This window comes from Microbacterium endophyticum (assembly GCF_011047135.1).
In the GTDB taxonomy this organism is placed as follows: domain Bacteria; phylum Actinomycetota; class Actinomycetes; order Actinomycetales; family Microbacteriaceae; genus Microbacterium; species Microbacterium endophyticum.
Genome location: NZ_CP049255.1, coordinates 549,511 through 570,340 on the forward strand (window position 1 = coordinate 549,511; position 20,830 = coordinate 570,340).

General features: G+C 61.9%; 19 protein-coding genes. 8 read left to right on the forward strand and 11 right to left on the reverse strand.

The window, feature by feature from the left end:
- Positions 1-28: 28 nt before the first annotated feature.
- On the forward strand, positions 29-655 hold the full coding sequence (locus tag G6N83_RS02665) for a hypothetical protein (protein ID WP_165139025.1): 627 nt from the start codon (positions 29-31) through the stop codon (positions 653-655).
- A 6-nt stretch (positions 656-661) separates the two neighbouring features.
- Here the strand turns inward: G6N83_RS02665 and G6N83_RS02670 are convergent, their stop codons facing one another.
- A complete protein-coding gene (locus G6N83_RS02670) occupies positions 662-1,444 on the reverse strand; it encodes an SDR family oxidoreductase (protein WP_165139027.1) in 783 nt (260 codons plus the stop codon).
- A gap of 130 nt (positions 1,445-1,574) precedes the next feature.
- Between G6N83_RS02670 and G6N83_RS02675 the strand changes: the two genes are divergently transcribed.
- Together G6N83_RS02675 and metX are read left to right on the forward strand one after the other, a co-directional pair.
- On the forward strand, positions 1,575-2,897 hold the full coding sequence (locus G6N83_RS02675) for a bifunctional o-acetylhomoserine/o-acetylserine sulfhydrylase (protein WP_165139029.1): 1,323 nt from the start codon (positions 1,575-1,577) through the stop codon (positions 2,895-2,897).
- 139 nt (positions 2,898-3,036) lie between these two features.
- On the forward strand, positions 3,037-4,242 hold the full coding sequence (gene metX / locus G6N83_RS02680) for a homoserine O-acetyltransferase MetX (RefSeq protein ID WP_165139031.1): 1,206 nt from the start codon (positions 3,037-3,039) through the stop codon (positions 4,240-4,242).
- A 134-nt stretch (positions 4,243-4,376) separates the two neighbouring features.
- Here the strand turns inward: metX and G6N83_RS02685 are convergent, their stop codons facing one another.
- The 7 genes from G6N83_RS02685 to guaB1 all read right to left on the reverse strand — a co-directional run bounded on the left by G6N83_RS02685 (position 4,377) and on the right by guaB1 (position 12,186).
- Positions 4,377-5,576 carry an MFS transporter gene (locus G6N83_RS02685; RefSeq protein WP_183408448.1) on the reverse strand — a complete coding sequence of 400 codons (1,200 nt, stop codon included), beginning with the start codon at positions 5,574-5,576 and terminating at the stop codon, positions 4,377-4,379.
- Positions 5,577-5,665: 89 nt separating this feature from the next.
- Positions 5,666-5,992, reverse strand: a complete 327-nt coding sequence (locus G6N83_RS02690; protein WP_165139035.1) for a thiamine-binding protein — start codon at positions 5,990-5,992, stop codon at positions 5,666-5,668.
- Positions 5,993-6,009: 17 nt separating this feature from the next.
- Positions 6,010-7,272 carry a hypothetical protein gene (locus tag G6N83_RS02695; protein WP_165139037.1) on the reverse strand — a complete coding sequence of 421 codons (1,263 nt, stop codon included), beginning with the start codon at positions 7,270-7,272 and terminating at the stop codon, positions 6,010-6,012.
- 32 nt (positions 7,273-7,304) lie between these two features.
- Positions 7,305-8,156: an ADP-dependent NAD(P)H-hydrate dehydratase gene (locus G6N83_RS02700; protein WP_165139039.1), complete on the reverse strand. Its 852-nt coding sequence runs from the start codon at positions 8,154-8,156 to the stop codon at positions 7,305-7,307.
- A gap of 28 nt (positions 8,157-8,184) precedes the next feature.
- The gene (locus G6N83_RS02705; RefSeq protein ID WP_165139041.1) at positions 8,185-9,240 is read right to left on the reverse strand and encodes a hemolysin family protein; all 1,056 of its coding nucleotides are present in this window, start codon (positions 9,238-9,240) and stop codon (positions 8,185-8,187) included.
- Complete coding sequence (locus G6N83_RS02710; RefSeq protein WP_165143059.1) at positions 9,233-10,576, reverse strand: hemolysin family protein; 1,344 nt, start codon at positions 10,574-10,576, stop codon at positions 9,233-9,235. The genes G6N83_RS02705 and G6N83_RS02710 overlap by 8 nt, the downstream gene beginning before the upstream one ends.
- 152 nt (positions 10,577-10,728) lie before the next feature.
- Positions 10,729-12,186, reverse strand: coding sequence for a GMP reductase (gene guaB1 / locus G6N83_RS02715; RefSeq protein ID WP_165139043.1), 1,458 nt, complete (start codon positions 12,184-12,186; stop codon positions 10,729-10,731).
- 172 nt (positions 12,187-12,358) lie between these two features.
- Between guaB1 and G6N83_RS02720 the strand changes: the two genes are divergently transcribed.
- A complete protein-coding gene (locus tag G6N83_RS02720; protein ID WP_183408449.1) occupies positions 12,359-16,024 on the forward strand; it encodes a multifunctional oxoglutarate decarboxylase/oxoglutarate dehydrogenase thiamine pyrophosphate-binding subunit/dihydrolipoyllysine-residue succinyltransferase subunit in 3,666 nt (1,221 codons plus the stop codon).
- Positions 16,025-16,087: 63 nt separating this feature from the next.
- Here G6N83_RS02720 and G6N83_RS02725 read toward each other — a convergent pair whose 3' ends face one another.
- Together G6N83_RS02725 and G6N83_RS02730 are read right to left on the reverse strand one after the other, a co-directional pair.
- Positions 16,088-16,333 carry a zf-HC2 domain-containing protein gene (locus G6N83_RS02725; RefSeq protein ID WP_165139045.1) on the reverse strand — a complete coding sequence of 82 codons (246 nt, stop codon included), beginning with the start codon at positions 16,331-16,333 and terminating at the stop codon, positions 16,088-16,090.
- Complete coding sequence (locus tag G6N83_RS02730) at positions 16,330-16,992, reverse strand: sigma-70 family RNA polymerase sigma factor (RefSeq protein ID WP_165139047.1); 663 nt, start codon at positions 16,990-16,992, stop codon at positions 16,330-16,332. The genes G6N83_RS02725 and G6N83_RS02730 overlap by 4 nt, the downstream gene beginning before the upstream one ends.
- A 39-nt stretch (positions 16,993-17,031) precedes the next feature.
- Here G6N83_RS02730 and aroA point away from each other — a divergent pair, with 39 nt between their 5' ends.
- The 3 genes from aroA to bcp all read left to right on the forward strand — a co-directional run bounded on the left by aroA (position 17,032) and on the right by bcp (position 19,948).
- Positions 17,032-18,378: a 3-phosphoshikimate 1-carboxyvinyltransferase gene (gene aroA, locus G6N83_RS02735; protein ID WP_165139049.1), complete on the forward strand. Its 1,347-nt coding sequence runs from the start codon at positions 17,032-17,034 to the stop codon at positions 18,376-18,378.
- Positions 18,375-19,415, forward strand: a complete 1,041-nt coding sequence (rsgA, locus tag G6N83_RS02740) for a ribosome small subunit-dependent GTPase A (protein WP_165139051.1) — start codon at positions 18,375-18,377, stop codon at positions 19,413-19,415. The genes aroA and rsgA overlap by 4 nt, the downstream gene beginning before the upstream one ends.
- 62 nt (positions 19,416-19,477) lie before the next feature.
- The gene (bcp, locus tag G6N83_RS02745; protein ID WP_165139053.1) at positions 19,478-19,948 is read left to right on the forward strand and encodes a thioredoxin-dependent thiol peroxidase; all 471 of its coding nucleotides are present in this window, start codon (positions 19,478-19,480) and stop codon (positions 19,946-19,948) included.
- Positions 19,949-19,955: 7 nt separating this feature from the next.
- Here the strand turns inward: bcp and G6N83_RS02750 are convergent, their stop codons facing one another.
- Positions 19,956-20,348 carry a histidine kinase gene (locus tag G6N83_RS02750; protein ID WP_165139055.1) on the reverse strand — a complete coding sequence of 131 codons (393 nt, stop codon included), beginning with the start codon at positions 20,346-20,348 and terminating at the stop codon, positions 19,956-19,958.
- 233 nt (positions 20,349-20,581) lie between these two features.
- On the opposite strand from G6N83_RS02750, the gene G6N83_RS02755 reads away from it, so the two are divergent.
- Positions 20,582-20,830: a WhiB family transcriptional regulator gene (locus tag G6N83_RS02755; protein WP_165139057.1), complete on the forward strand. Its 249-nt coding sequence runs from the start codon at positions 20,582-20,584 to the stop codon at positions 20,828-20,830.

The following is a 20,830-nucleotide window of genomic DNA, read 5'->3' on the forward strand; positions in this document are numbered from 1 at the left end:
AAATAGCGTGCACGTTACACTCCGTCACATGCGTCTACGAACACTCGCACTCACACTGCTTGCCGCCACGCTCGCGCTCTCGGGATGCGCCTCGTCGACCACACCCGCAGCCACCGAAACGCCCTCCACGGCGCCGAATACGGCCTCTTCCGCGCCGGTTGCTGCAGCTCTCGTGGTGTCACTCACCGACATCGAGGTGCAGGCCGCCGATGGTTCAACCATCAGCAGCACGCCGCTCAGCGACGGGATCGGCACGCTGGATTTCTTGACCGGCGTATTTGGCGCTGAGCCCAGCGCTGAAGAGAGTGAACTGGGCTATCCCACAACGACGTATGCCTGGGGTGATGTCAGCATCGTCGTTGTGGATGACGGCCCAGCAAGCGTCTCGTTTGCAACCGACTCCGCCGATGGGCTCTCGCTCGCGACCACGGGCGGCGTACATGTTGGCTCGTCCGTCGCCGAAGCACAGGCGGCCGGGGCGCTGTTCCCCGACTCCGGACTCACTGACGTCATGCGCCTCGACATCACCGAGGCCCCCGGCACCACATCCCTTGAAAACGATGGAGCAACAGGAATCGACTTCATCATGCTCGTGATCGAGAACGATGTGGTTGCCCGCATAAGCAGCCCGAGCAACGACTACGGCGATCTGTAACCGCGCCTAGCCCTCGTCACGCACGTGCAGTGGGCCACGTGAGAGCACGTGCTGTGCAGACTGCGCGACGGGGCGCATCATCACAAGATCCAGGTTCACATGACCCGGAGCATCCGCAGCGTAGGCGATGACGTCTGCGACATCGCGTGCCGTCAGCGGGTTCTCGACGCCGTCGTAGACCGATGCTGCCGCGTCGCTGTTTCCGCGGAGCCTGTTGAGACTGAACTCTTCGGTGAACACCATTCCGGGTGCGATTTCAACGACCCGCAGCGGTTCGCCGTTGAGTTCTAGTCGCAGAGCGTTGACGAGCATCTTCTCCGCGGCTTTTGCCGCGTTGTATCCGCCACCACCCTGGTAAGCGACATGTGCCGCAGTCGATGTCACGAACATCAAGTCAGCGTGGCCATCGGATGCCGCAGCCGTGCGCAGTTGCGGCAGCAGCGTTTTCACCAATCGCTGCGCCGAAAGCACGTTGACGTCGTACATCCACTGCCAGTCGTCAACTGAGCCCTCCGCGACCACATCTGTGCCGCGAGCGCCACCAGCGACGTGGACGAGGGCGTGCACTGGCCCGGTTTCGGCGAGCCACGCGGCGAGCGCGTCGATGTCGGTCTGCGATGTCAGGTCCGCAGCGAAAGCAACAGCTCCGGTTTCCTGTTCCAATTCCGCGAGGCGATCGGCACGCCGGGCAACTGCCACGACCTCCCAGCCCCGTTCACGCAAAATCGCAGCACTCGCACGACCAATTCCCGAGCTCGCTCCTGTTACAACTGCACGCTTCGTCACCATAAGAGCAACGCTACCCCTCCTGTGTTACGTAACATTTCCCTCTCGTTGTTGACAACGCGAAGCGTCCGTATTGTCGTTTTTGGCCGCGACGCCCGCCGTGTGCCGATCGACAGACTTCAGGAGTCAGATCATGTCCGCACCCGAAAACTGGCGCTTCGAGACCAAGCAGATCCACACCGGCGCGCAGCCCGATCCCGTCACAAAAGCTCGCGCGACGCCGATCTACCAAACCACGTCATACGTGTTCGATAACACCGACCACGCCGCGAACCTTTTCGCCCTGGCCGAGTTCGGCAACATCTACACCCGCATTCAGAACCCGACGCAAGACGTCGTTGAGCAGCGGCTCGCGGCTCTCGAAGGCGGCACTGGCGCGCTCCTTGTCGCGTCGGGCCAGGCCGCTGAGACATTCGCCGTCTTGAACATCGCGGAAGCCGGCGATCACTTCGTCTCGTCGAGCTCGATCTATGGCGGCACCTACAACCTTTTCAAGTACACGCTTGCCAAGCTCGGCATCGAGGTCACGTTCGTCGAGAACCAGGACGACCTCGACGAGTGGCGCCGCGCGGTGCGCCCCAACACGAAGCTGTTCTTCGGCGAAACGATTGGCAACCCGCAAATCAACGTGCTCGACATCGAGGGCGTCGCCAGCGTTGCCCACGAGTCCGGTGTTCCGTTGATCGTCGACAACACGATCGCAACGCCCTACCTCATTCGTCCGTTCGAGCACGGTGCCGACATCGTTGTGCACTCAGCGACCAAGTTCATCGGTGGACACGGTACGACTATCGGCGGTGTCATCGTCGACGGCGGGTCATTCGAGTGGTCGAAGAACGTCGAGAAGTTCCCGGGACTCACCGAGCCCGACCCGTCGTACCATGGCGCAAGCTACACCGCGGCCGTCGGCGATGGCCTCGCGTACATCATCAAGGCGCGTGTACAGCTGCTACGCGACCTCGGTGCTGCTATCTCTCCCAACAGCGCATGGCTTCTCATCCAGGGACTCGAGACGCTCTCTCTTCGCATCGAGCGCCACGTGCAAAACGCACAAGAAATCGCGGAGTGGCTCGAGAGCCTCGACGACGTTGCGAGCGTCAACTACTCGGGTCTGCCGACCTCACCCTGGTATGCCGCAGCCAACAAGTACGCCCCCAAGGGGGTCGGCGCGGTGCTCTCGTTCGAGCTCAAGGGTGGTGTTGAAGCTGGCCGCGAGTTCGTGAACAGCCTCGACCTGTTCAGCCACCTCGCCAACATCGGCGACGTGCGCTCGCTCGTCATTCACCCCGCATCAACCACACACTCGCAGCTCACTCCTGAGCAGCAGCTCACATCGGGTGTCACCCCGGGCCTCGTGCGCCTGTCGGTCGGCCTCGAAAACGTCGCTGACCTCAAGGCTGACCTTGAGCAGGCGCTTGCCGCCGCTCGTCGCGTGTCGGAGGCGGCACGCGCCTAGACCCCACCTGTGCAGGGGGATTGGATGCCTCGGCTTGTGCGTCGACAGACGCTCTGGGCCGGGGCATCCGTCGTTCTCGCAAACGATGGCGTGACGTAACAGTCGTTCCGAGAGGTCTGAGACACGAGACAATAGCGGTATGGACTGGCAGACCTCCGAAGACACGGTGCCGAGCGCACCCGTCACCGAAGCCGACGCCCGGTTCTTGCTCGGACGCCCCCCGGCAACCGGGGCATGGCGTGACGGCGACGCCTCGGGCGACCGTCAATTTGCGGCTTTCAGCGGATTCCGCACCGAGGGCGGGCGTGATCTGCCGAGCTACCGCATCGCATACGAGACCTGGGGCGAACTCAATGCTGCGCGTGACAACGCAGTGCTCATCCTGCATTCTTTGACCGGAGACAGCCATGTGCGCGGCGCTGCGACTCCGGGCCACGCAACAGCAGGCTGGTGGGACGACATCATCGGGCCGGGTGCGGCTATCGACACCGACCGCTGGTTCGTCGTTGCTCCCAACATGCTCGGCGGATGCCAGGGCTCAAGCGGCCCGGCAAGCATTGGGCCCGACGGCTACGAGTGGGCATCACGGTTTCCGTACTTGACGATTCGCGACCAGGTCGCGGCCCAGATCCCACTCGCCGATGCTCTCGGCATCGCGGCCTGGGGCGCAGTTGTGGGCGGGTCGATGGGCGGCATGCACGCTCTCGAGTGGGCCATCATGGCGCCAGAACGTGTAGAGCGTCTCGCTGTCTTCGCTGCTCCCCCGCACACGACCGCCGATCAGATTGCACTCAACTCCGTGCAGCTCGAAGCGATCCGTATCGACCCGCGTTTTGCCGGCGGCGAGTATTACGACTCGGGCGACGGCGACGGCCCCCACCGTGGGCTGGCGCTCGCGCGCCGCATGGCACTGCTGAATTACCGCAGCCCCACCGAGCTCAATCAGAGATTTCAGCGTTCGTGGCAGTCCGGGGTGAGCCCGCTGGGCCACGATGGTCGATTTGCTGTCGAGTCATATCTCGACTTTCACGGCAACAAGTTCACCCGACGCTTCGATGCGAACAGCTATCTCACCCTCGTCGAAGCCATGAACTCCCACGACATCGGTCGTGATCGTGGCGGCATCAGCGATGCGCTTTCGCTGATCACGGCACAGACGCTCGTTGTAGGTGTCGATAGCGACCGCCTATTCCCCATCGATGGCCAGCACACCATCGCCCGTGGCATTTCGAACACCATCGACGGTGATAGCGCCGCTGTCATCACGAGCGACTTCGGCCACGACGGTTTCCTGATCGAGACCCCCGTCGTCGCATCGCACCTTCGCCGCCTGCTCGAGCCGTAGCATCCGCCCCCCTTTTTTGCCGCTCTGACACACCGCCGAAGGGTCGCAACACGCCGCATTCGCGCGCGCCCGGCGGAGCGTATGCGGCGTGTTGCGACCCCTCGCGAGCAGAAAACCAACGGTGCGCGCGCAGGCTATGCGGCGTTGGGGATGCCGAAGCGGGCGCGACGGGATGCCTCGACTCGGAATGCGACGACCGTCACAACGAGTCCGCCAAGAGCGAGTGCAGCTCCCACCCACGCGGGGGCGACGTATCCCCATCCAAGCGCGATGACGATCCCGCCAAGGAATGCTCCGAGACTGTTGCCCATGTTGAGCGCGGAGTGATTGAGTGCCGCCGCAATCGACTGGTTATCGCCGGCCACATCCATGAGGCGGGTCTGGATCGTCGGGCTGAGCGCCGCGCCGGTGAATCCGACAGCGAAAGCAAACAGACAGAGCGCAACGAACCATCCCGCGGTAAGAGCGAGCAGGCTCTGCACAATTGCCATGGCGATCAGGCCCCGGATAAGCCACGCTTTGAGATCTCGGTCAGCGAGGTAGCCGCCCACGATGTTTCCCACGGTCATCCCGAGACCCACGATGATGAGCACAATCGGCACGAAGCCCTCTGTCATCCCCGCAACGTCCGTCACCATCGGCGCAATGTAGCTGTATACGGCGAAGAAACCACCGAAACCAACCGCTCCGATGCCGAGTGAAAACCAGACCTGACCCACGCGGAACACGCTGAGTTCGGCTCGAAGGGTGCGTCCTGGTTGGCCAGGGTGGTACGGCACGAAGACGGCGATCGCAATCGTTGCGAGTGCGAAGATCGCCGTCACCACGATGAAGGATGCGCGCCATCCGTACTGCTGGCCCAGGTACGTGCCGAACGGAACACCCACGACGTTTGCAACTGTCAGCCCGGTCAACACGAAAGCGACGCCCTTCGCGCGCTTTCCAGGTCCGAGCATGTCAGCGGCGACGAGCGCGCCGATGCCGAAATATGCGCCGTGCGGAATGCCTGCCAAAAACCTGGAAACCGCGACCAGCTCGAAGGTGGGCGCAAGAAATGTCAGAGCGTTGAACACTGTGAGAGAGAGCGCAAGCCCGATCATCACGGCGCGACGCGGAAAGCGAGCAACGGAGCCGGCGATGGTCGGAGCGCCGACGACCACTCCGAGCGCGTAGAGCGAAACAAGCCACCCAGCTTGGCCAATGGTTTCTTCTTGGCTCGCGGCCCACTGTTCGGGGCGAAGCTCGGCCGCGATATTCGGCAACAAGCCGAGCACGACGAACTCGGTCATTCCGATGCCGAAGCTGCCGATGGCGAGAGAGAGGAGCGCCCACATCGCCGTCCTCTTCGAAAAAGTCGAGGAGGTCACTCGGTCATATTAGTGGCGCCGATGCTGGTTCAGCGAATCGATTCGAGACCCCGCAGTTATTCAGTTCGTTCGCCCTCTCCTGCGCGTTCGATCGCGTCTTCGAGCCGGTCGATTTTGGCGTCGAGCTCACCCGAATAGCCGGGTCGAATATCGGCTTTCAACACCAATGAGACCCGCGAACCATATGGCATGACGGCATCCGTCGCGGCCTTGACCACCGCGAAAACGTCATCCCATTCGCCCTCGATCTCGGTGAACATCGACGTCGTGCGGTGTGGCAAACCCGAGTCACGCACCACTTTCACCGCAGCGGCCACAGCGTCGTGAACCGAACCGGTGGCGTCTCCGCTCCCGCTCGGGGCTACAGAAAAAGCAATAAGCATGACACTCTCCTTGAAAATCAATCAGCAGAAATCAATCCGGATGCCGCGACTCGCCGCAACCGAAGTTCCGGCGCCGTGGATGCCTTCGCCAAGGCCACAACGGACCAGGCAAACAAGGCGATCAGCAGTACGTTACGGAGGGTCAGTAACCCGACAGCCACCGGATCGAGCGCCAGCACGAGGTTATACAAAATGGGGTACACCAACTGCGTAATAGCGGCGATTGCCAGCAGGCCGATGGCCGGCCCACGCCAGCGCGCACGACGGATCACTAGCCCGACGACGACCGGCGCCGCAATCCAGGCGATGTACTGGGGAGAACCGACTTTGTTGAACACGATAACGGCCAGCACCAACGCGAGCGACAGGGCCGGAAAAACCGTCGCGAACCCGGCGCCACGTCGTACTTTCCATGCGCCCAGTAGCGCTACTCCCACAACGGCTAGTGCCATCAGCGGAGTCATGAGCGCTATGACAGCGTCGACGTTGGGACCCGTAGCTTGATAGGTGAGCATGTCCGTGTCGTAGTAGATCCATGCATCGCGAGAGCCAGAGATCGCTCGCCAGAGGTAGTACGCACTGACCGGCGCTTCGATTTGGAGCCCTCGCCCGGCCTGATCTCCAATGAACCCGAAAGCGTATTTGCCTCCCCCGAACGCGAACACGACGCCGAGAATCGCGGCCGACACGACCAGCGCGCCGCCCACAACAGCGAGTCTGCGGCGAACGACGATCAGCGCCGCTGCGATGACAGCGGCTGGCCAGACTTTCATCCAGGTAGCAATCGAAAGCAACACCGATCCGAGCCAAGGTCGGCGCACGAGCCACAGCGAACCGACGATCGCCAACGGCACGGTGATGCCCTCGAGGCGATACATCCCGACAGGACCGAGCAGCAGGATGAAGGCGAGCCAGAACCATGCCGCCGAGCGGCGACCCGCTGACCTGCCGCGTCCGAGCAGAATGGCGAAAGCCGCCGCGTCGACCAGAGTGACCACGATCGCCCACGCGACGATGTAGCCGTCGATCCAGGCAAAGGCCCAGGCTGCGAGCATTGGCACCAGCGCAAGCTGCGGGTACACCCAGATCGATGTGAGGCCAACAATTTCGTGCCCACCGGCGCCGCAGTAGTTCGATGTGCCGAACAGCGCGCAGCCGGACCACGGCTCGTACACGAGGTACACGTCCCCCATTGCCTGGTTCGGCAGGATGAAGCCCAGCAAAGCCACAGTCAGATGGACGAGCGCGAACGCTACCCACAAGATCGCCCGCCTCGACACGTGCTCATCCTACGTGGCGAGCGACGTGGTTCTTATCGGGTCAGCAACTCCGCAATGACGGTGGGCGTAGCATCCGCCACATCCAGTGCCGTGATCGGGCCACCCTGAAGACCGAGTCGAGCGGATGCCACGGCCCCGGCGCGTCCGTGCACCCACGCGGCTGTTGCGGCCACTGCCGCAGCAGCCGCCGCATTATCTATCTGCTCGGAGTGGGAGGCCACGAGCGCGCCCATGATTCCGGCCAGTACGTCGCCGGTTCCCGCTGTCGCAAGCCACGGGACACCCGCTTCGACCTCGATGACGGCGCCGCTCGGCGAGGTAATCAGAGTCGTCGATCCTTTCAACAGCACCGTGGCGCCGAGCGCCCGTGCTGTCTGAACCGCGGCATCGGTTCGCTCAGCTACCGAGTCCCCGACCGCAGTCGGGGCGAGTCCGAGTAGCTGCCGAAGCCGGTCGTGCTCCCGCCCGTGCGGCGTCACGATTCGGGGTGCGGTCGCTCCCACCGAAAGATCTAAGGCACCCGCATCGACGACGACGGGAACGGCGCCCGAAAGCGTGCCCCGCAACGCATCGGTCTCCTGGTCACTTCGGGATGCAGCATCCGTCCCTGAGCCGATGACCCATGCCTGCACTCGACCGGCTGCGGTCACGGTTTCGGGGCGACGCGCCAACACGAGGTCGATGGCTCGCTGAGCACCGATGTAGCGGACCATTCCCGTTCCTGCTCGCCACGCCGCCTCAACTCCCAGAACCGCAGCTCCCGGATACTCGGCAGACCCGGTGCGAATTCCCACGACACCGCGCGAGTACTTATCGTCGCTGGGCACGGGGCGGCGGATCCATCCCGCTGCATCCGAAGCAGTCCACGTGCGCACCGTACTCATGGGCGCCACCATACTCCGCGGCGAACGCTCACCGTCGACGACGAGTGGCGTCCTGCACCTCGCCGATGAGTTCTTCGATGACGTCCTCGAGGAACAACACAGCTGTCGTCTCGCCGGTGCGCGTGCGTACCTGCGCGAGGTGACGCCCGGCGCGACGCATGAGAGCAAGCGTGTCTTCGAGGTCGGTTGTCTCGAGCACGGGCACCATGTGGTGGATGCGCTTAGGCGGAATCGGCTTCACGACGCTCGCGTCGGGGTTTTTCCCGCCCGTGACACGCAAGACATCCTTCAAGTGCACGTAGCCGGTCGGTACGCCCTCATCGTCAACGATCACGTAGCGGGAGAACCCGTGTTGAGCGACCGCTCGCTCGATTTCGTCGGCCGTAGTCGAGGCAGGCAACGTCACCAGGTCGGCTAGTGGGACCGCGACATCTTTCGCTTTTTTGTCGGTGAACTCGACAACAGCTGCGACCGTTCCGGCGCTGTCATCGAGCACACCCTCAATGCGCGATTGGTTGACGATCGTGGCGACCTCTTCGAGAGTGAATGTCGAGGCTGCCTCATCTTTCGGTTCCACTCGGAACAACCGCACGATGTGGTTCGCAACCCAGTTCAACGTCACGATGATCGGGTGGAAGACCTTCGAAAGCCATACCAACGGCGGCGCGAGCATGAGCACAGCGCGATCGGGCAGCGAGAACGCGAGGTTCTTCGGCACCATCTCGCCGAACACGACGTGAAGATACGAAACGATGACGAGGGCCACAATGAACGCAAGAGTGTCGACGGCACCTTCGCTCAGACCGGTCAGCGCCAGCGGGTCGGCCAACAAATGGTGGATCGCCGGCTCCGAGACGTTAAGAATCAGAAGCGAACAGATCGTGATGCCGAGTTGGCAGGTGGCCAGCATCAACGTCGCGTGCTCCATCGCCCACAGCGCCGTCTTCGCTGATCGAGATCCCTGTTCAGCCCGCGGTTCGATCTGTGAGCGTCGTGCAGAGATCACGGCGAACTCAGCACCGACAAAGAAAGCATTCGCCGCGAGTAGTACGACGAGCCAAGCTAGTCCAGCCCAATCACTCATGGCGCTCGCCCCCTTCGCTGTCGTCGTCGCCGTCGAGGTCCGTCGGCACGGCACGAGGCACGAACTTCACGCGATCAACACGGCGACCGTCCATTCGTGCCACAGTGAGTATTCCGTCGTCGATCTCGATCTCATCCCCAACGATCGGTATGCGTTCCAGCTCGCTCATGATGAACCCGCCGACAGTGTCATAGACATCGCCCGCCGGAACCTTGATTCCGCTGCGGTCACGCAGCTCATCGGGTCGAAGACTCGCCGGGAACGTGACGGAGTCAGAGCTATGAACAACGTCTGCGCGCCGACGATCATGCTCGTCGAGCACTTCGCCGACGATTTCCTCTACGAGGTCCTCGAGTGTCACGACACCTGCGGTGCCGCCATACTCATCGACGACGATCGCCATCTGGTAACCACGGGCACGCAGCTCCGAAACAAGGGCATCGAGGTGCACTGTCTCTGGCACGCGAAGCGGCTCAGTGGCGAGGGCAGCGGCCGGCACATCACGGCGTCGATCACGCGGGACGCTGATCGCGGCTTTCAGGTGCACGATACCGACGATGTCGTCCATCGACTCGTCGTAGACAGGGAAACGACTGTGGCCCGTGCGCCGAGCGAGAGCGATCACATCGTCGGCCGTATCGCCTGCGGCCACGGCATGCACGCGCGGACGCGGCGTCATGACGTCATCCGCACTCAGTCGTGCGAAGTTCAAACTGCGGTCGAGTAGAGATGCCGTATCTTTTTCGAGCACGCCGGCGCTCGCGGAGCGCCGGACCAAGCTCGAAAGTTCTTCGGCTGTTCGCGCTCCCGAAAGCTCTTCTTTCGGCTCTACCCCAAATGCGCGTAACAGACCGTTGGCGCTTCCGTTCAGGAGCCGTACTGCGGGACGAAAAACGGTAGTGAATGCCACTTGAAAGGGCATCACGAGCTTTGCTGTGGCCAGTGGCACGGCGAGAGCGAAGTTCTTCGGCACGAGCTCGCCGAGAATCATCGAGAAGGTCGTTGCGATGGCGATACCGATTACAGCGGATACCGGAGTGGTCACCGCATTCGGTAGACCCCATGACTCGAAGACCGGGCGAAGGAGGCTCGAAATTGCCGGCTCCATCGTGTAACCGGTGAGGAGCGTCGTCAGGGTAATACCGAGTTGCGCGCTCGAGAGGTGCGTCGACGTTATGCGCAACGCACCGATCGTCATCGCGAGACGAGATTCACCGGCCGACTGGCGAGCTTCGAGGTCGGCCCGGTCGAGATTCACGAGCGCAAACTCGCTCGCGACGAACAATCCAGTGCCGACTGTCAGGAGGAGCCCCACGCCGAGCATGACGTATTCCATCACGCATCACCTCCCGAGTGGGAGGCTGGTCGGTGGGGCGAGGGTCTGCAAGAAGGAGGGTCGTCCATTGTGACCGTAATTCTATGTCACTCTTTCTTTGCAAACGCCGGGCGCCGGCATTCGTTCTTCCATGGCGAAATCCGGTTTTGCGTTCACCAGCTGACGGGAAGCGCTTTGCCTTCTTCGTAACCGGCGGCCGACTGCAGCCCCACGTGAGCGCGCTCGTGGAATTCGGCGACGCTCCCGGCGCCCGCGTAGCTGAACGACGAGCGCACGCCCGACGTGATCATGTCGAGAAGGTCTTCGAGCCCTGGGCGCAGCGGGTCGAGATAGATCTTCGACGAGGATATCCCCTCCGCAAAAAGCTCCTTTCGCGCTCGCTCGTATGCGTCCAACCTTCCGAACCGGGCTTGAACCGCCTTTGTCGATGCCATCCCCCACGACTCTTTGTATGCCCGCCCGTCGGCATCGAGCAGCACGTGTCCAGGCGATTCGACAGTGCCGGCAAACCACGAGCCGATCATGACGGATGCCGCTCCCGCGGCGAGGGCGAGGGCAACGTCGCGCGGGTACCGCACTCCACCGTCGGCCCACACGTGCGCACCCCGAGCCCGGGCAGCCTCCGCAGTTTCGAGAACCGCAGAAAACTGCGGCCGTCCGACCGCCGTCATCATTCGAGTTGTACACATTGCCCCCGGGCCAACTCCCACTTTGAGAATGTTCGCGCCGGCATCGACAAGATCATTCACGCCATCGGCCGTCACGATGTTTCCGGCGACAAGCGGGATGCCGAGATTCAGATCCGCAACAGAGCGAAGTGCCGAGAGCATCCCTTCTTGATGCCCGTGAGCGGTATCGACGACGAGAACATCCACCCCGGCAGCGGCGAGCGCTTGAGCTTTCTGCGCGGCTTCGCCATTGATGCCGATAGCCGCGCCGACGATGAGGCGATTATTTCCGTCGACCGCGGGTCGGTACAGCGTTGACCGGAGCGCACTGCGCTGCGAAAGAGTGCCGACGACGTGCCCGCGATGCAAGACACAGACAGTGTCGGCTTCCGCGGCAACGATGAGGTCGAATGCCGCACGTGCATCGAGCACATCATCAGCGTCCACTGCCGGTGGACGGCCGCGCGTGAGATCGCCGAGCCGCGCGTCAGGAAGTGCCGTGCCCAACCGCGGTGCACTCACGACCCCGAGCACGTCGTCGATCGAAAGTTGCGGGATCGTGGGGTCAGCGACAACGATTGCGTAACCCTCGCTGGCGGGAAGCACGCGAGATGCTTCAGCGACTGTGACAGACGGGCCGAGCACGAGCGGAGTGTCCCACCTCACCGGCTGCGATTTCACTGACCGAATTGCGGCATCGAGTTCCTGCAGCGGTAGGTCTTGTGGCAGCACTCCGAGTCCGCCACGCCGCCCGAGTGTCGCGGCGAGGCGTGGGCCAGTCACCGAGTTCATATTCGCGGAAACCAGCGGAATAGTGGCCGTCGTTCCGTCGTGGGGCGAGAGATCGACGTCGAGTCGACTCGTCACCGCGGATCGCCGCGGAACGAGAAACACATCGGAGTATGTGAGGTCGACCTGGGGGCGTTCACCGGAGAAGTCCATGAGGCCCAAGGGTAGCCATTCGCCCTGTGCAAGAGAACGGGCAGAACACACACTGACGAGAGTTGCCGTATGCCCAGGATCGCGCCTTCAGACTGCGTTACGCTTGATGAAGTGCGTGGCGACCGACGGTGGCCGAGCACGTCTCTTCATCTATGAAAGCGGGCGATCGAACGTGTCGAGCCAAGTGACGGGCGTCGGGGTGTCGAGCGAAGGGGAGTTCGGGGCCAACGAATGGCTTGTGGACGAACTTTACGAGCAGTACAAGGTCGATAAGAACTCGGTAGACAAGGCCTGGTGGCCTGTTCTCGAGTCCTATCACCCGGTAGACCCCGGCAGCGCCTCCGCCAACTCAGGAGAGCCCAAGCCGGTCACCGCACCAATCCCGGTGATCGGTGCACCTCCCGTAGCCCGAACAACGGCAAAGCCGGCGGCGCCGCAGCCGATTCCCGCGCAAGCGCCCAATGTGCAGGCTAAGACGAGCGAGACGCCGCCTGAGCGCGAAGATTCGGTCACAGTCCTCAAGGGCATGACCAAGGCACTCGCGGCGAATATGGATGAGTCGCTCACTGTGCCCACCGCGACAAGCGTTCGCACAGTGCCCGCCAAACTCATGATCGACAATCGAATTGTCATCAATAACCACATGTCACGCACCCGTGGCGGCAAGGTCAGCTTCACTCACCTCATCGGGTGGGCTCTCATTCAAGTGTTGAAAGAGTTTCCGAGCCAAAACGTCTTCTACTCCGAAGTTGACGGAAAGCCGTCGGTTGTTTCTCCTGCGCACGTCGGTCTGGGTATCGCCGTCGATATCCCGAAGCCAGACGGCACCCGCGCGTTGATGGTACCGAGCATCAAGCGTGCCGACACTCTCACTTTCGATGAGTACCTCTCCGCATACGAAGATCTCATCAAGCGTGCGCGCAACAACAAGCTCACGGGTGCCGACTTTCAAGGCACGACACTCTCACTGACGAACCCGGGCGGCATCGGCACCGTGCACTCGGTGCCCCGCCTAATGAAGGGTCAGGGCTGCATTATCGGTGCGGGTGCTCTCGAGTACCCGGCAGAGTTCCAGGGCTCGAGTGAAAAAACTCTGACCGAGCTCGGCATCGGCAAGACGATCACACTCACGAGCACGTACGACCACCGCGTGATTCAGGGCGCAGGGTCCGGAGAGTTCCTGAAAAAAGTTCACGAACTCCTCATCGGCCAGCGCGGTTTCTACGACGACATCTTCGCGTCGTTGCGTATTCCGTACTCCCCCATCCAGTGGGCGAGCGACATCAACGTCGACATTGCAGAACGCGTTGACAAGACCTCTCGCGTACAAGAAATCATCAACTCATACCGCGTACGCGGCCACTTGATGGCCGACATCGATCCGCTGGAGTACGCGCAGCGCACGCACCCCGACCTCGAGATCGAAAACCACGGCCTCACGTTCTGGGACCTCGACCGATACTTCGTCACGGGAGGTTTCGGGGGCAAGCGCCTGATGAAACTGCGTGACATCCTCGGCGTGCTCCGCGACTCGTACTGCCGCACGATGGGCATCGAGTACATGCACATTCAGGACCCTGTGCAACGCAAGTGGTTCCAAGACAATGTCGAAGTCAAGTACCAGAAGCCCGGCCACGATGACCAGCTGCGTGTGCTGTCGAAGCTTAATGAGGCTGAGGCATTCGAGACGTTCCTGCAGACGAAATATGTCGGCCAAAAGCGCTTCTCTCTCGAAGGCAGCGAGTCTTTGATCCCGCTGCTCGACGAAATTCTGCAGGGAGCTGCAACCGAAGGCTTGCAGGGTGCAGCGATCGGAATGGCTCACCGCGGTCGTTTGAACGCGCTCACGAACATCGCCGGCAAGACGTACGGCCAGGTTTTCCGCGAGTTCGAAGGAACCAGTCAGCCGGGCAACAAGCACGGCTCCGGAGACGTCAAATATCACCTCGGCACCGAAGGAACCTTCGTCTCGGACTCCGGAGACGAAATGCCCGTTTATCTCGCGGCAAACCCCTCTCACCTCGAGACGGTCGACGGTGTACTCGAAGGAATCGTTCGAGCACGTCAGGACCGCGGTCCGATCGGAAGCTTCTCATGGCTGCCGATCCTCGTGCACGGAGATGCGGCATTCGCCGGACAGGGTGTCGTCGTGGAAACGCTCCAGATGTCCCAGCTGCGCGGATACCGCACGGGTGGCACGATTCACGTCGTCGTAAACAACCAGGTTGGTTTCACGACTCTTCCGCAAGATGGGCGCACGTCGGTCTATGCGACAGACGTCGCAAAGACTATCCAGGCGCCGATTCTCCACGTGAACGGTGATGACCCCGAAGCGGTCGTTCGTGTTGCCGAACTTGCCTTCATGTACCGCCAGGAGTTCCACCGCGACGTCGTTATCGATCTCGTCTGCTACCGACGTCGCGGGCACAACGAGGGCGATGACCCCTCGATGACGCAGCCCCTCATGACAAATCTCATTGAGGCCAAGCGTTCGGTCCGACGTCTCTACACGGAGTCGCTGGTCGGCCGCGGTGACATCACCGAAGAAGAGTATGAACAAGCGAAGCGTGACTTCCAGCAGCGACTCGAGATCGCTTTCGCCGAGACTCATGAAGCGCAAACCGGTACGTCGACGGTAGTTCCTGAACCGGAGCCGGAGAGTGACCTCGCAGGCGAGCCCGAGACCACGGGAGTGTCAGCCGAGGTCGTTCAGCTCATCGGCGACACGTTCGTCAACAAACCCGAGAACTTCACTGTGCATCCCAAGCTGCAGCAGCTTCTCGACAAGCGTCTCGACATGAGCCGAAAAGGCAACGTCGACTGGGCGTTTGGCGAGCTGCTGGCTTTCGGTTCTCTACTCGTCGAGGGCACTCACGTTCGGCTCGCGGGCCAGGATTCACGCCGCGGCACATTCGTGCAGCGCCACTCGGTGTTGCACGATCGCGCGAATGGTCAAGAGTGGATCCCGCTGGCAAATCTTGGTGAGAACCAGGGACGATTCTGGGTGTACGACTCGCTTCTGAGCGAGTACGCCACGATGGGCTTCGAGTACGGATACTCCGTCGAACGGCCGGACGCACTCGTTCTCTGGGAAGGGCAGTTTGGCGATTTTGCCAACGGAGCTCAGTCGATCATCGATGAGTTCATCTCATCGGCCGACCAAAAATGGGATCAGCAGTCGAGCGTCGTACTGCTCCTCCCCCATGGTTATGAGGGCCAAGGCCCCGATCACTCTTCGGCACGCATCGAGCGCTACCTGCAGATGTGTGCACAAGACAACATGACAGTCGCTCGCCCATCAACGCCCGCGTCGTACTTCCACCTGCTGAGACGGCAGGCTTACGCGCGTCCGCGGCGACCGCTCATCGTCTTCACTCCCAAGGCGATGCTTCGGCTTCGAGGCGCGACGAGCCCCGTCGAGGACTTCACCTCGGGGAAGTTCCAGCCAGTACTCGACGACACACGTGGTCTCGACAAGGCGGCGGTGAAGCGCGTGCTTTTGCACTCGGGAAAGATTCACTGGGATCTTCGCGGCGAGCTCGACAAGCACCCGAACGATGAGATCGCCCTCGTTCGTCTCGAGCAGTACTATCCGGCGCCGATCGCCGAACTCAACGCGATCGTCGATGAGTACCCGAACGCAGAACTGGTGTGGGTACAGGACGAGCCTGAGAATCAGGGCGCATGGCCCTTCATCGCCCTTGAGGTAGCAAAGAATCTCAGGGGTCGCACGATCCGCGGAATCACGCGTGAGGCGTCGGCCTCACCGGCAACCGGGTCACCGAAGGTACACGCGATCCAACACGCCACTCTTATGGAACAGGCCTTGTCGCTCTAAGACGAGAAGACGCCCCTAGCCGCAGCATGATCATGCTGACGCTAGGGGCGTCTCGTCGTTCAGCTAGTGATGGCTGGCTTGCGCGGCGCGAAGAGTTGCCATTACCTGATCACGCAGAGTCTCCGGAGCCGACTCTTTGCACGCTCGCGCGAGCACATCGGTCAGCGTCGTTGCGACGAGTGCTTCGTCGCGGCATGCCGGACAGTGTTCTAGATGCTCGCGAATGTCCGCGTGCTCAGTCGCGCACATCTCGTTGCGTAAATACTCTTCGAGGTCTTTCCTCGCTTTTTCACAACCGCAATCGGTCATCGTTCACTCCCAGAAGACGCGGGGACGATTCCCCGATCAGTCGCGTATTCGGCAAGAAGGTCACGCAGCATCCGCCTGCCACGATGCAGGCGGCTCATGACCGTGCCGATAGGTGTTTTCATAATCTCCGCGATCTCTTGATACGCGAATCCTTCTACGTCAGCGAAGTACACCGCAAGGCGAAAATCTTCTGGAATCGATTGCAGGGCATCCTTCACAGCTGAGGATGGCATCCGATCGATTGCTTCAGCTTCGGCGGAACGCGAACTCGTCGCTGTCGTCGACTCAGCGCCGCCCAACTGCCAATCTTCGAGGTCATCGATCGTGCCTTGGTATGGCTCCCGCTGCTTCTTCCGGTACGTATTGATGTACGTGTTCGTCAGAATGCGATACAGCCAGGCCTTCAAATTCGTCCCCTGGGTGAACGTCTTCCACGACGAGAACGCTTTCACGAACGTCTCTTGCACGAGATCAGCGGCATCTGCCGGATTCCGCGTCATACGCATTGCGGCCGCGTACAGCTGATCCATATACGGCAACGCTTGATCCTCGAACTGCATTCGCGGATCTGTCGCAGTTTCACCCTCGTCATCCATCACCGGCCAGTCTACGTCGGCAAGCTGACGCGAGAGCGTTGGCCGCTCTAGCGTTGTGATCATAGCTATCCTCCGTTCGGTGGTTCAGTAGGGTAGAACGCGATGAGCATTCACGGGTATTCCCCCGAATCCAAGTTCCCCGCACCGGATGCCTGGCGCGCACCGACCGCACCCGGCCCGCTGGAGGCGACAGTGAGCGTGCCCGGCTCGAAGTCACTCACCAACCGGGAACTGATACTCGCAGCGATTGCCGATGGCCCGAGCCTCGTGCGGGCCCCGCTTCACTCGGATGATTCCGCGCGCATGGTGGATGCGCTTCGCGCTTTGGGCGTCGACGTCACCGAGCACACCGGTCGCGGCTCCTTCGGCCCCGATCTCGCGATCACACCACGCTGGCCGCTCCGCGGCGGAGGCGTCGTCGATTGCGGCCAAGCAGGAACCGTGATGCGTTTCGTCGCAGCTGTCGCAGGCTTTGCAGAGGGAGACGTGACACTCACGGCGCACGCAAGTGCGCTCCACCGTCCGATGGGCGAAATGATCAAAGCGCTCCGTAGCGTGGGCCTCGACATCGACGATGGAGGCTCGTGGGCGCTACCGTTCACTGTTCGCGGTCACGGACAGGTGCGCGGTGGCGAAGTGACCATGGATGCCAGTGCGTCAAGTCAGTTCGTATCTGGGCTGCTGCTCGCGGCCCCCCGCTTCGACGTCGGTCTCCATTTGATTCACAGTGGCAGCCGCCTACCGAGCATGCCTCATATCGATATGACGGTCGAGACGCTGGCCCACCGGGGCGTGCATGTCGAACGCCCCACTTCCACCGAGTGGATCGTTCCTCCGATGCCGCCGCGCGCGAAAGACGTGTCAATCGAGCCTGATCTTTCGAATGCCGCACCGTTTTTGGCTGCCGCACTTGTCACCGCGGGAAGCGTCACGGTCACCGATTGGCCTGCTCACTCGACCCAGCCGGGAATTTTGTTGAGTGATCTCCTCACGAAGATGGGCGGCCGCGCATCACGTCGCGCTGGCGCACTCACAATCATCGGCACCGGACATATCAACGGGGTCGAGCTCGACCTGTCGGCGGCAGGGGAACTCGCCCCTACTCTCGTTGGGCTCGCGACGCTCGCCGACGCCCCATCGACATTTACTGGCATCGGCCATCTGCGAGGGCACGAGACCGACCGACTTGCAGCGCTCGTCGCTGAGATTCGCGGCCTCGGCGGCGAGGCCGAAGAGCTGGCTGACGGCATCAGAGTCTTCCCACGTCCGATGCACGGCGGGCTTTGGCACGCGCACCACGATCACCGCATGGCAACGACTGGCGCGCTCATCGGTTTGGCCGTTCCGGGCGTTCACGTCGACGACATCGGCACCACCGCGAAGACGATGCCGGAGTTTCCGGAATTGTGGCAGCAGCTTCTCGGAAGCATGGAGACAGGTACCGCGTGAGTTGGCTCAACGACGACGACGATGACGACGCGGCTTTCGACGAGTCATCCATCCGTATGCGGCCAAACCCCAAAGCAAACCGTCCCCGCACGAAGCGTCGCCCCGCTCATGCCGATGCGCAGAGCGCTCGCGTCCTTGGCGTTGGACGGGGTAGATACACGGTATTAGTCGCAGAAGACACCCCAGAAGAGCACGAAGTGCTCGCTGTCCGCGCGCGCGAGCTGCGCAAGCGGCCGATCGTTACCGGTGACATCGCTCGAGTCGTCGGAGACACAACGGGCGAGCAGGGCACACTCTCCCGCATTATCGGTATCGAAGATCGAAAAACACTGCTTCGGCGTAGCGCCGACGATACGGACCAGGTCGAGCGAGTAGTCGTCGCCAACGCCGACCAGATGCTCGTGGTCGTTGCGGCCGCTGACCCCGAGCCGCGCGCTCGACTCGTGGACAGATACCTCGTGGCGGCACTGGATGCGGGCATCCGCCCACTACTCGTGGTGACAAAAACAGATCTCGCCGATCCGACGGCATTCTTGTCGCACTTCGAGGGCGTTGATCTCGACGTCTTTACAAGCGCAAAAGGTGAGATGCCTCTCGAGCGAATCGGGGCCGCGATCACGGGGCATTCGACCGTATTCGTCGGACACTCGGGCGTAGGAAAATCGACGCTGGTGAATGCGCTCGTTCCGTCAGCACAGCGTGCCACGGGCCACGTCAACGATGTCACCGGTCGTGGACGGCACACATCCTCGTCGACGGTGTCGCTACGATACCGAGGCGCTGAGGGCAACGGCTGGGTAATCGATACTCCGGGCGTTCGCTCGTTCGGACTTGGTCACGTAGACCCGACACACATCATCGATGCGTTTACCGAACTCGCTGTCATCGCTCAAGACTGCCCGCGTGGATGCACTCATCTGCCGGATGCGCCCGACTGCGCACTCCAAGAGGCGGTCGCAGACGGGCGCCTCGGCCCGACTGGCGCAGCACGGTTAGATTCGCTTCAGCGCCTACTCACGACCTTCGCGACTGCGTAGCGCCCAGAGATCCGCGTCCGGCGATCGAGGAGCAGCCACCCGACGCAGATTAGGCTTGCACTGTGACGAATCTTCAAGAGGGCACTCCGGCACCCGATTTCTCGCTGGTCAATCAAGACGAAACCATCGTCTCGCTCGCAGACCTCCGCGGTAAGCGCGTGATTCTCTATTTCTACCCCGCGGCGATGACACCAGGGTGTACAACGCAAGCGTGCGACTTCCGTGACAGCCTCGCCCCCCTGCAGGCGGCGGGTTACACGGTGCTCGGAGTTTCTCGCGACTCAGCGGAGAAGCTCCGCGGTTTCCGAGAGCGCGACGGTATTACCTTCGATCTACTGAGTGATCCCGACCACTCGATTCATGAGGCTTACGGCGCATGGGGCGAAAAGAAGAACTACGGAAAGACCGTCGTCGGAGTTATTCGGTCGACCTATGTCATCGACGAGAACGGCCTCATTGAGCACGCGCTCAGGAACGTGAAAGCTACCGGTCACGTTGCGCGCTTGCGCACGATGCTCGGTATCGCTGCATAACCGCGAGTCAGAGGGATGCCGCGTCGCGGCCACGTCCGGCGCGCCACGCAACGAGGACCAGCGCGATGAAGGTTACGAGCGCCGGCAGCGCGATTCCGACTGCGACCAACGGGTGCGCAAACTCCCCCGTTGCAGCTCCGAGGGCTACCGCGAGTATCAGAAGCTGAGCAACGATACCCCCGGAACGTCCCCAGGATGCTCCGCGCGGAACGGCAACAGCGAACGCGGCAAGAGCGAATGCGCCGATCACCGTGAGTACAGCCAACGCGATAGCCGTCGTGATGGCTTCAGTGTCACCGCTGAGCATGGCAATGACTTGCCACGCTGTGAGCATCACGAGCCCGAAAGCTTCGAGAGCGAGAAGCGTTGCGGCGGTTCGAGTAATGCCGTCCTTGTGCACGTTCTCGCCTCTCTGTGTTTTGGATGCTGCTGCGACATTCTTCGCGCGAAACCCAAACGAAACAAGAGTTAACCCTTGATTCACCTTCGTGGCTGTGGGACGATGGGAAACGTCGTGTGCTCCCACAGCGGCGTGGGGCGAGCAAGAGGCTCGCGCACCACAAAAGGATATCGGACGCTGTTCCGACCCTGAAATCGCCCGTTAAATCGTCGTCTGCCCCAAGGAGCACCACTATGGATTGGCGTGACAAAGCCGCTTGTCTCACTGTCGACCCCGAATTGTTTTTTCCAGTAGGAAACACCGGGCCCGCTGTCGATCAGATCGAGAAAGCCAAGGCCGTGTGCTCTAGCTGCACCGTCACTGAAATTTGCCTGCAGTACGCGCTGGAGTCTGGACAAGACTCCGGTGTGTGGGGTGGCCTTTCCGAGGATGAGCGTCGTGCGCTCAAACGTCGGGCCGCCCGTGCCCGTCGCGCAAGCTGA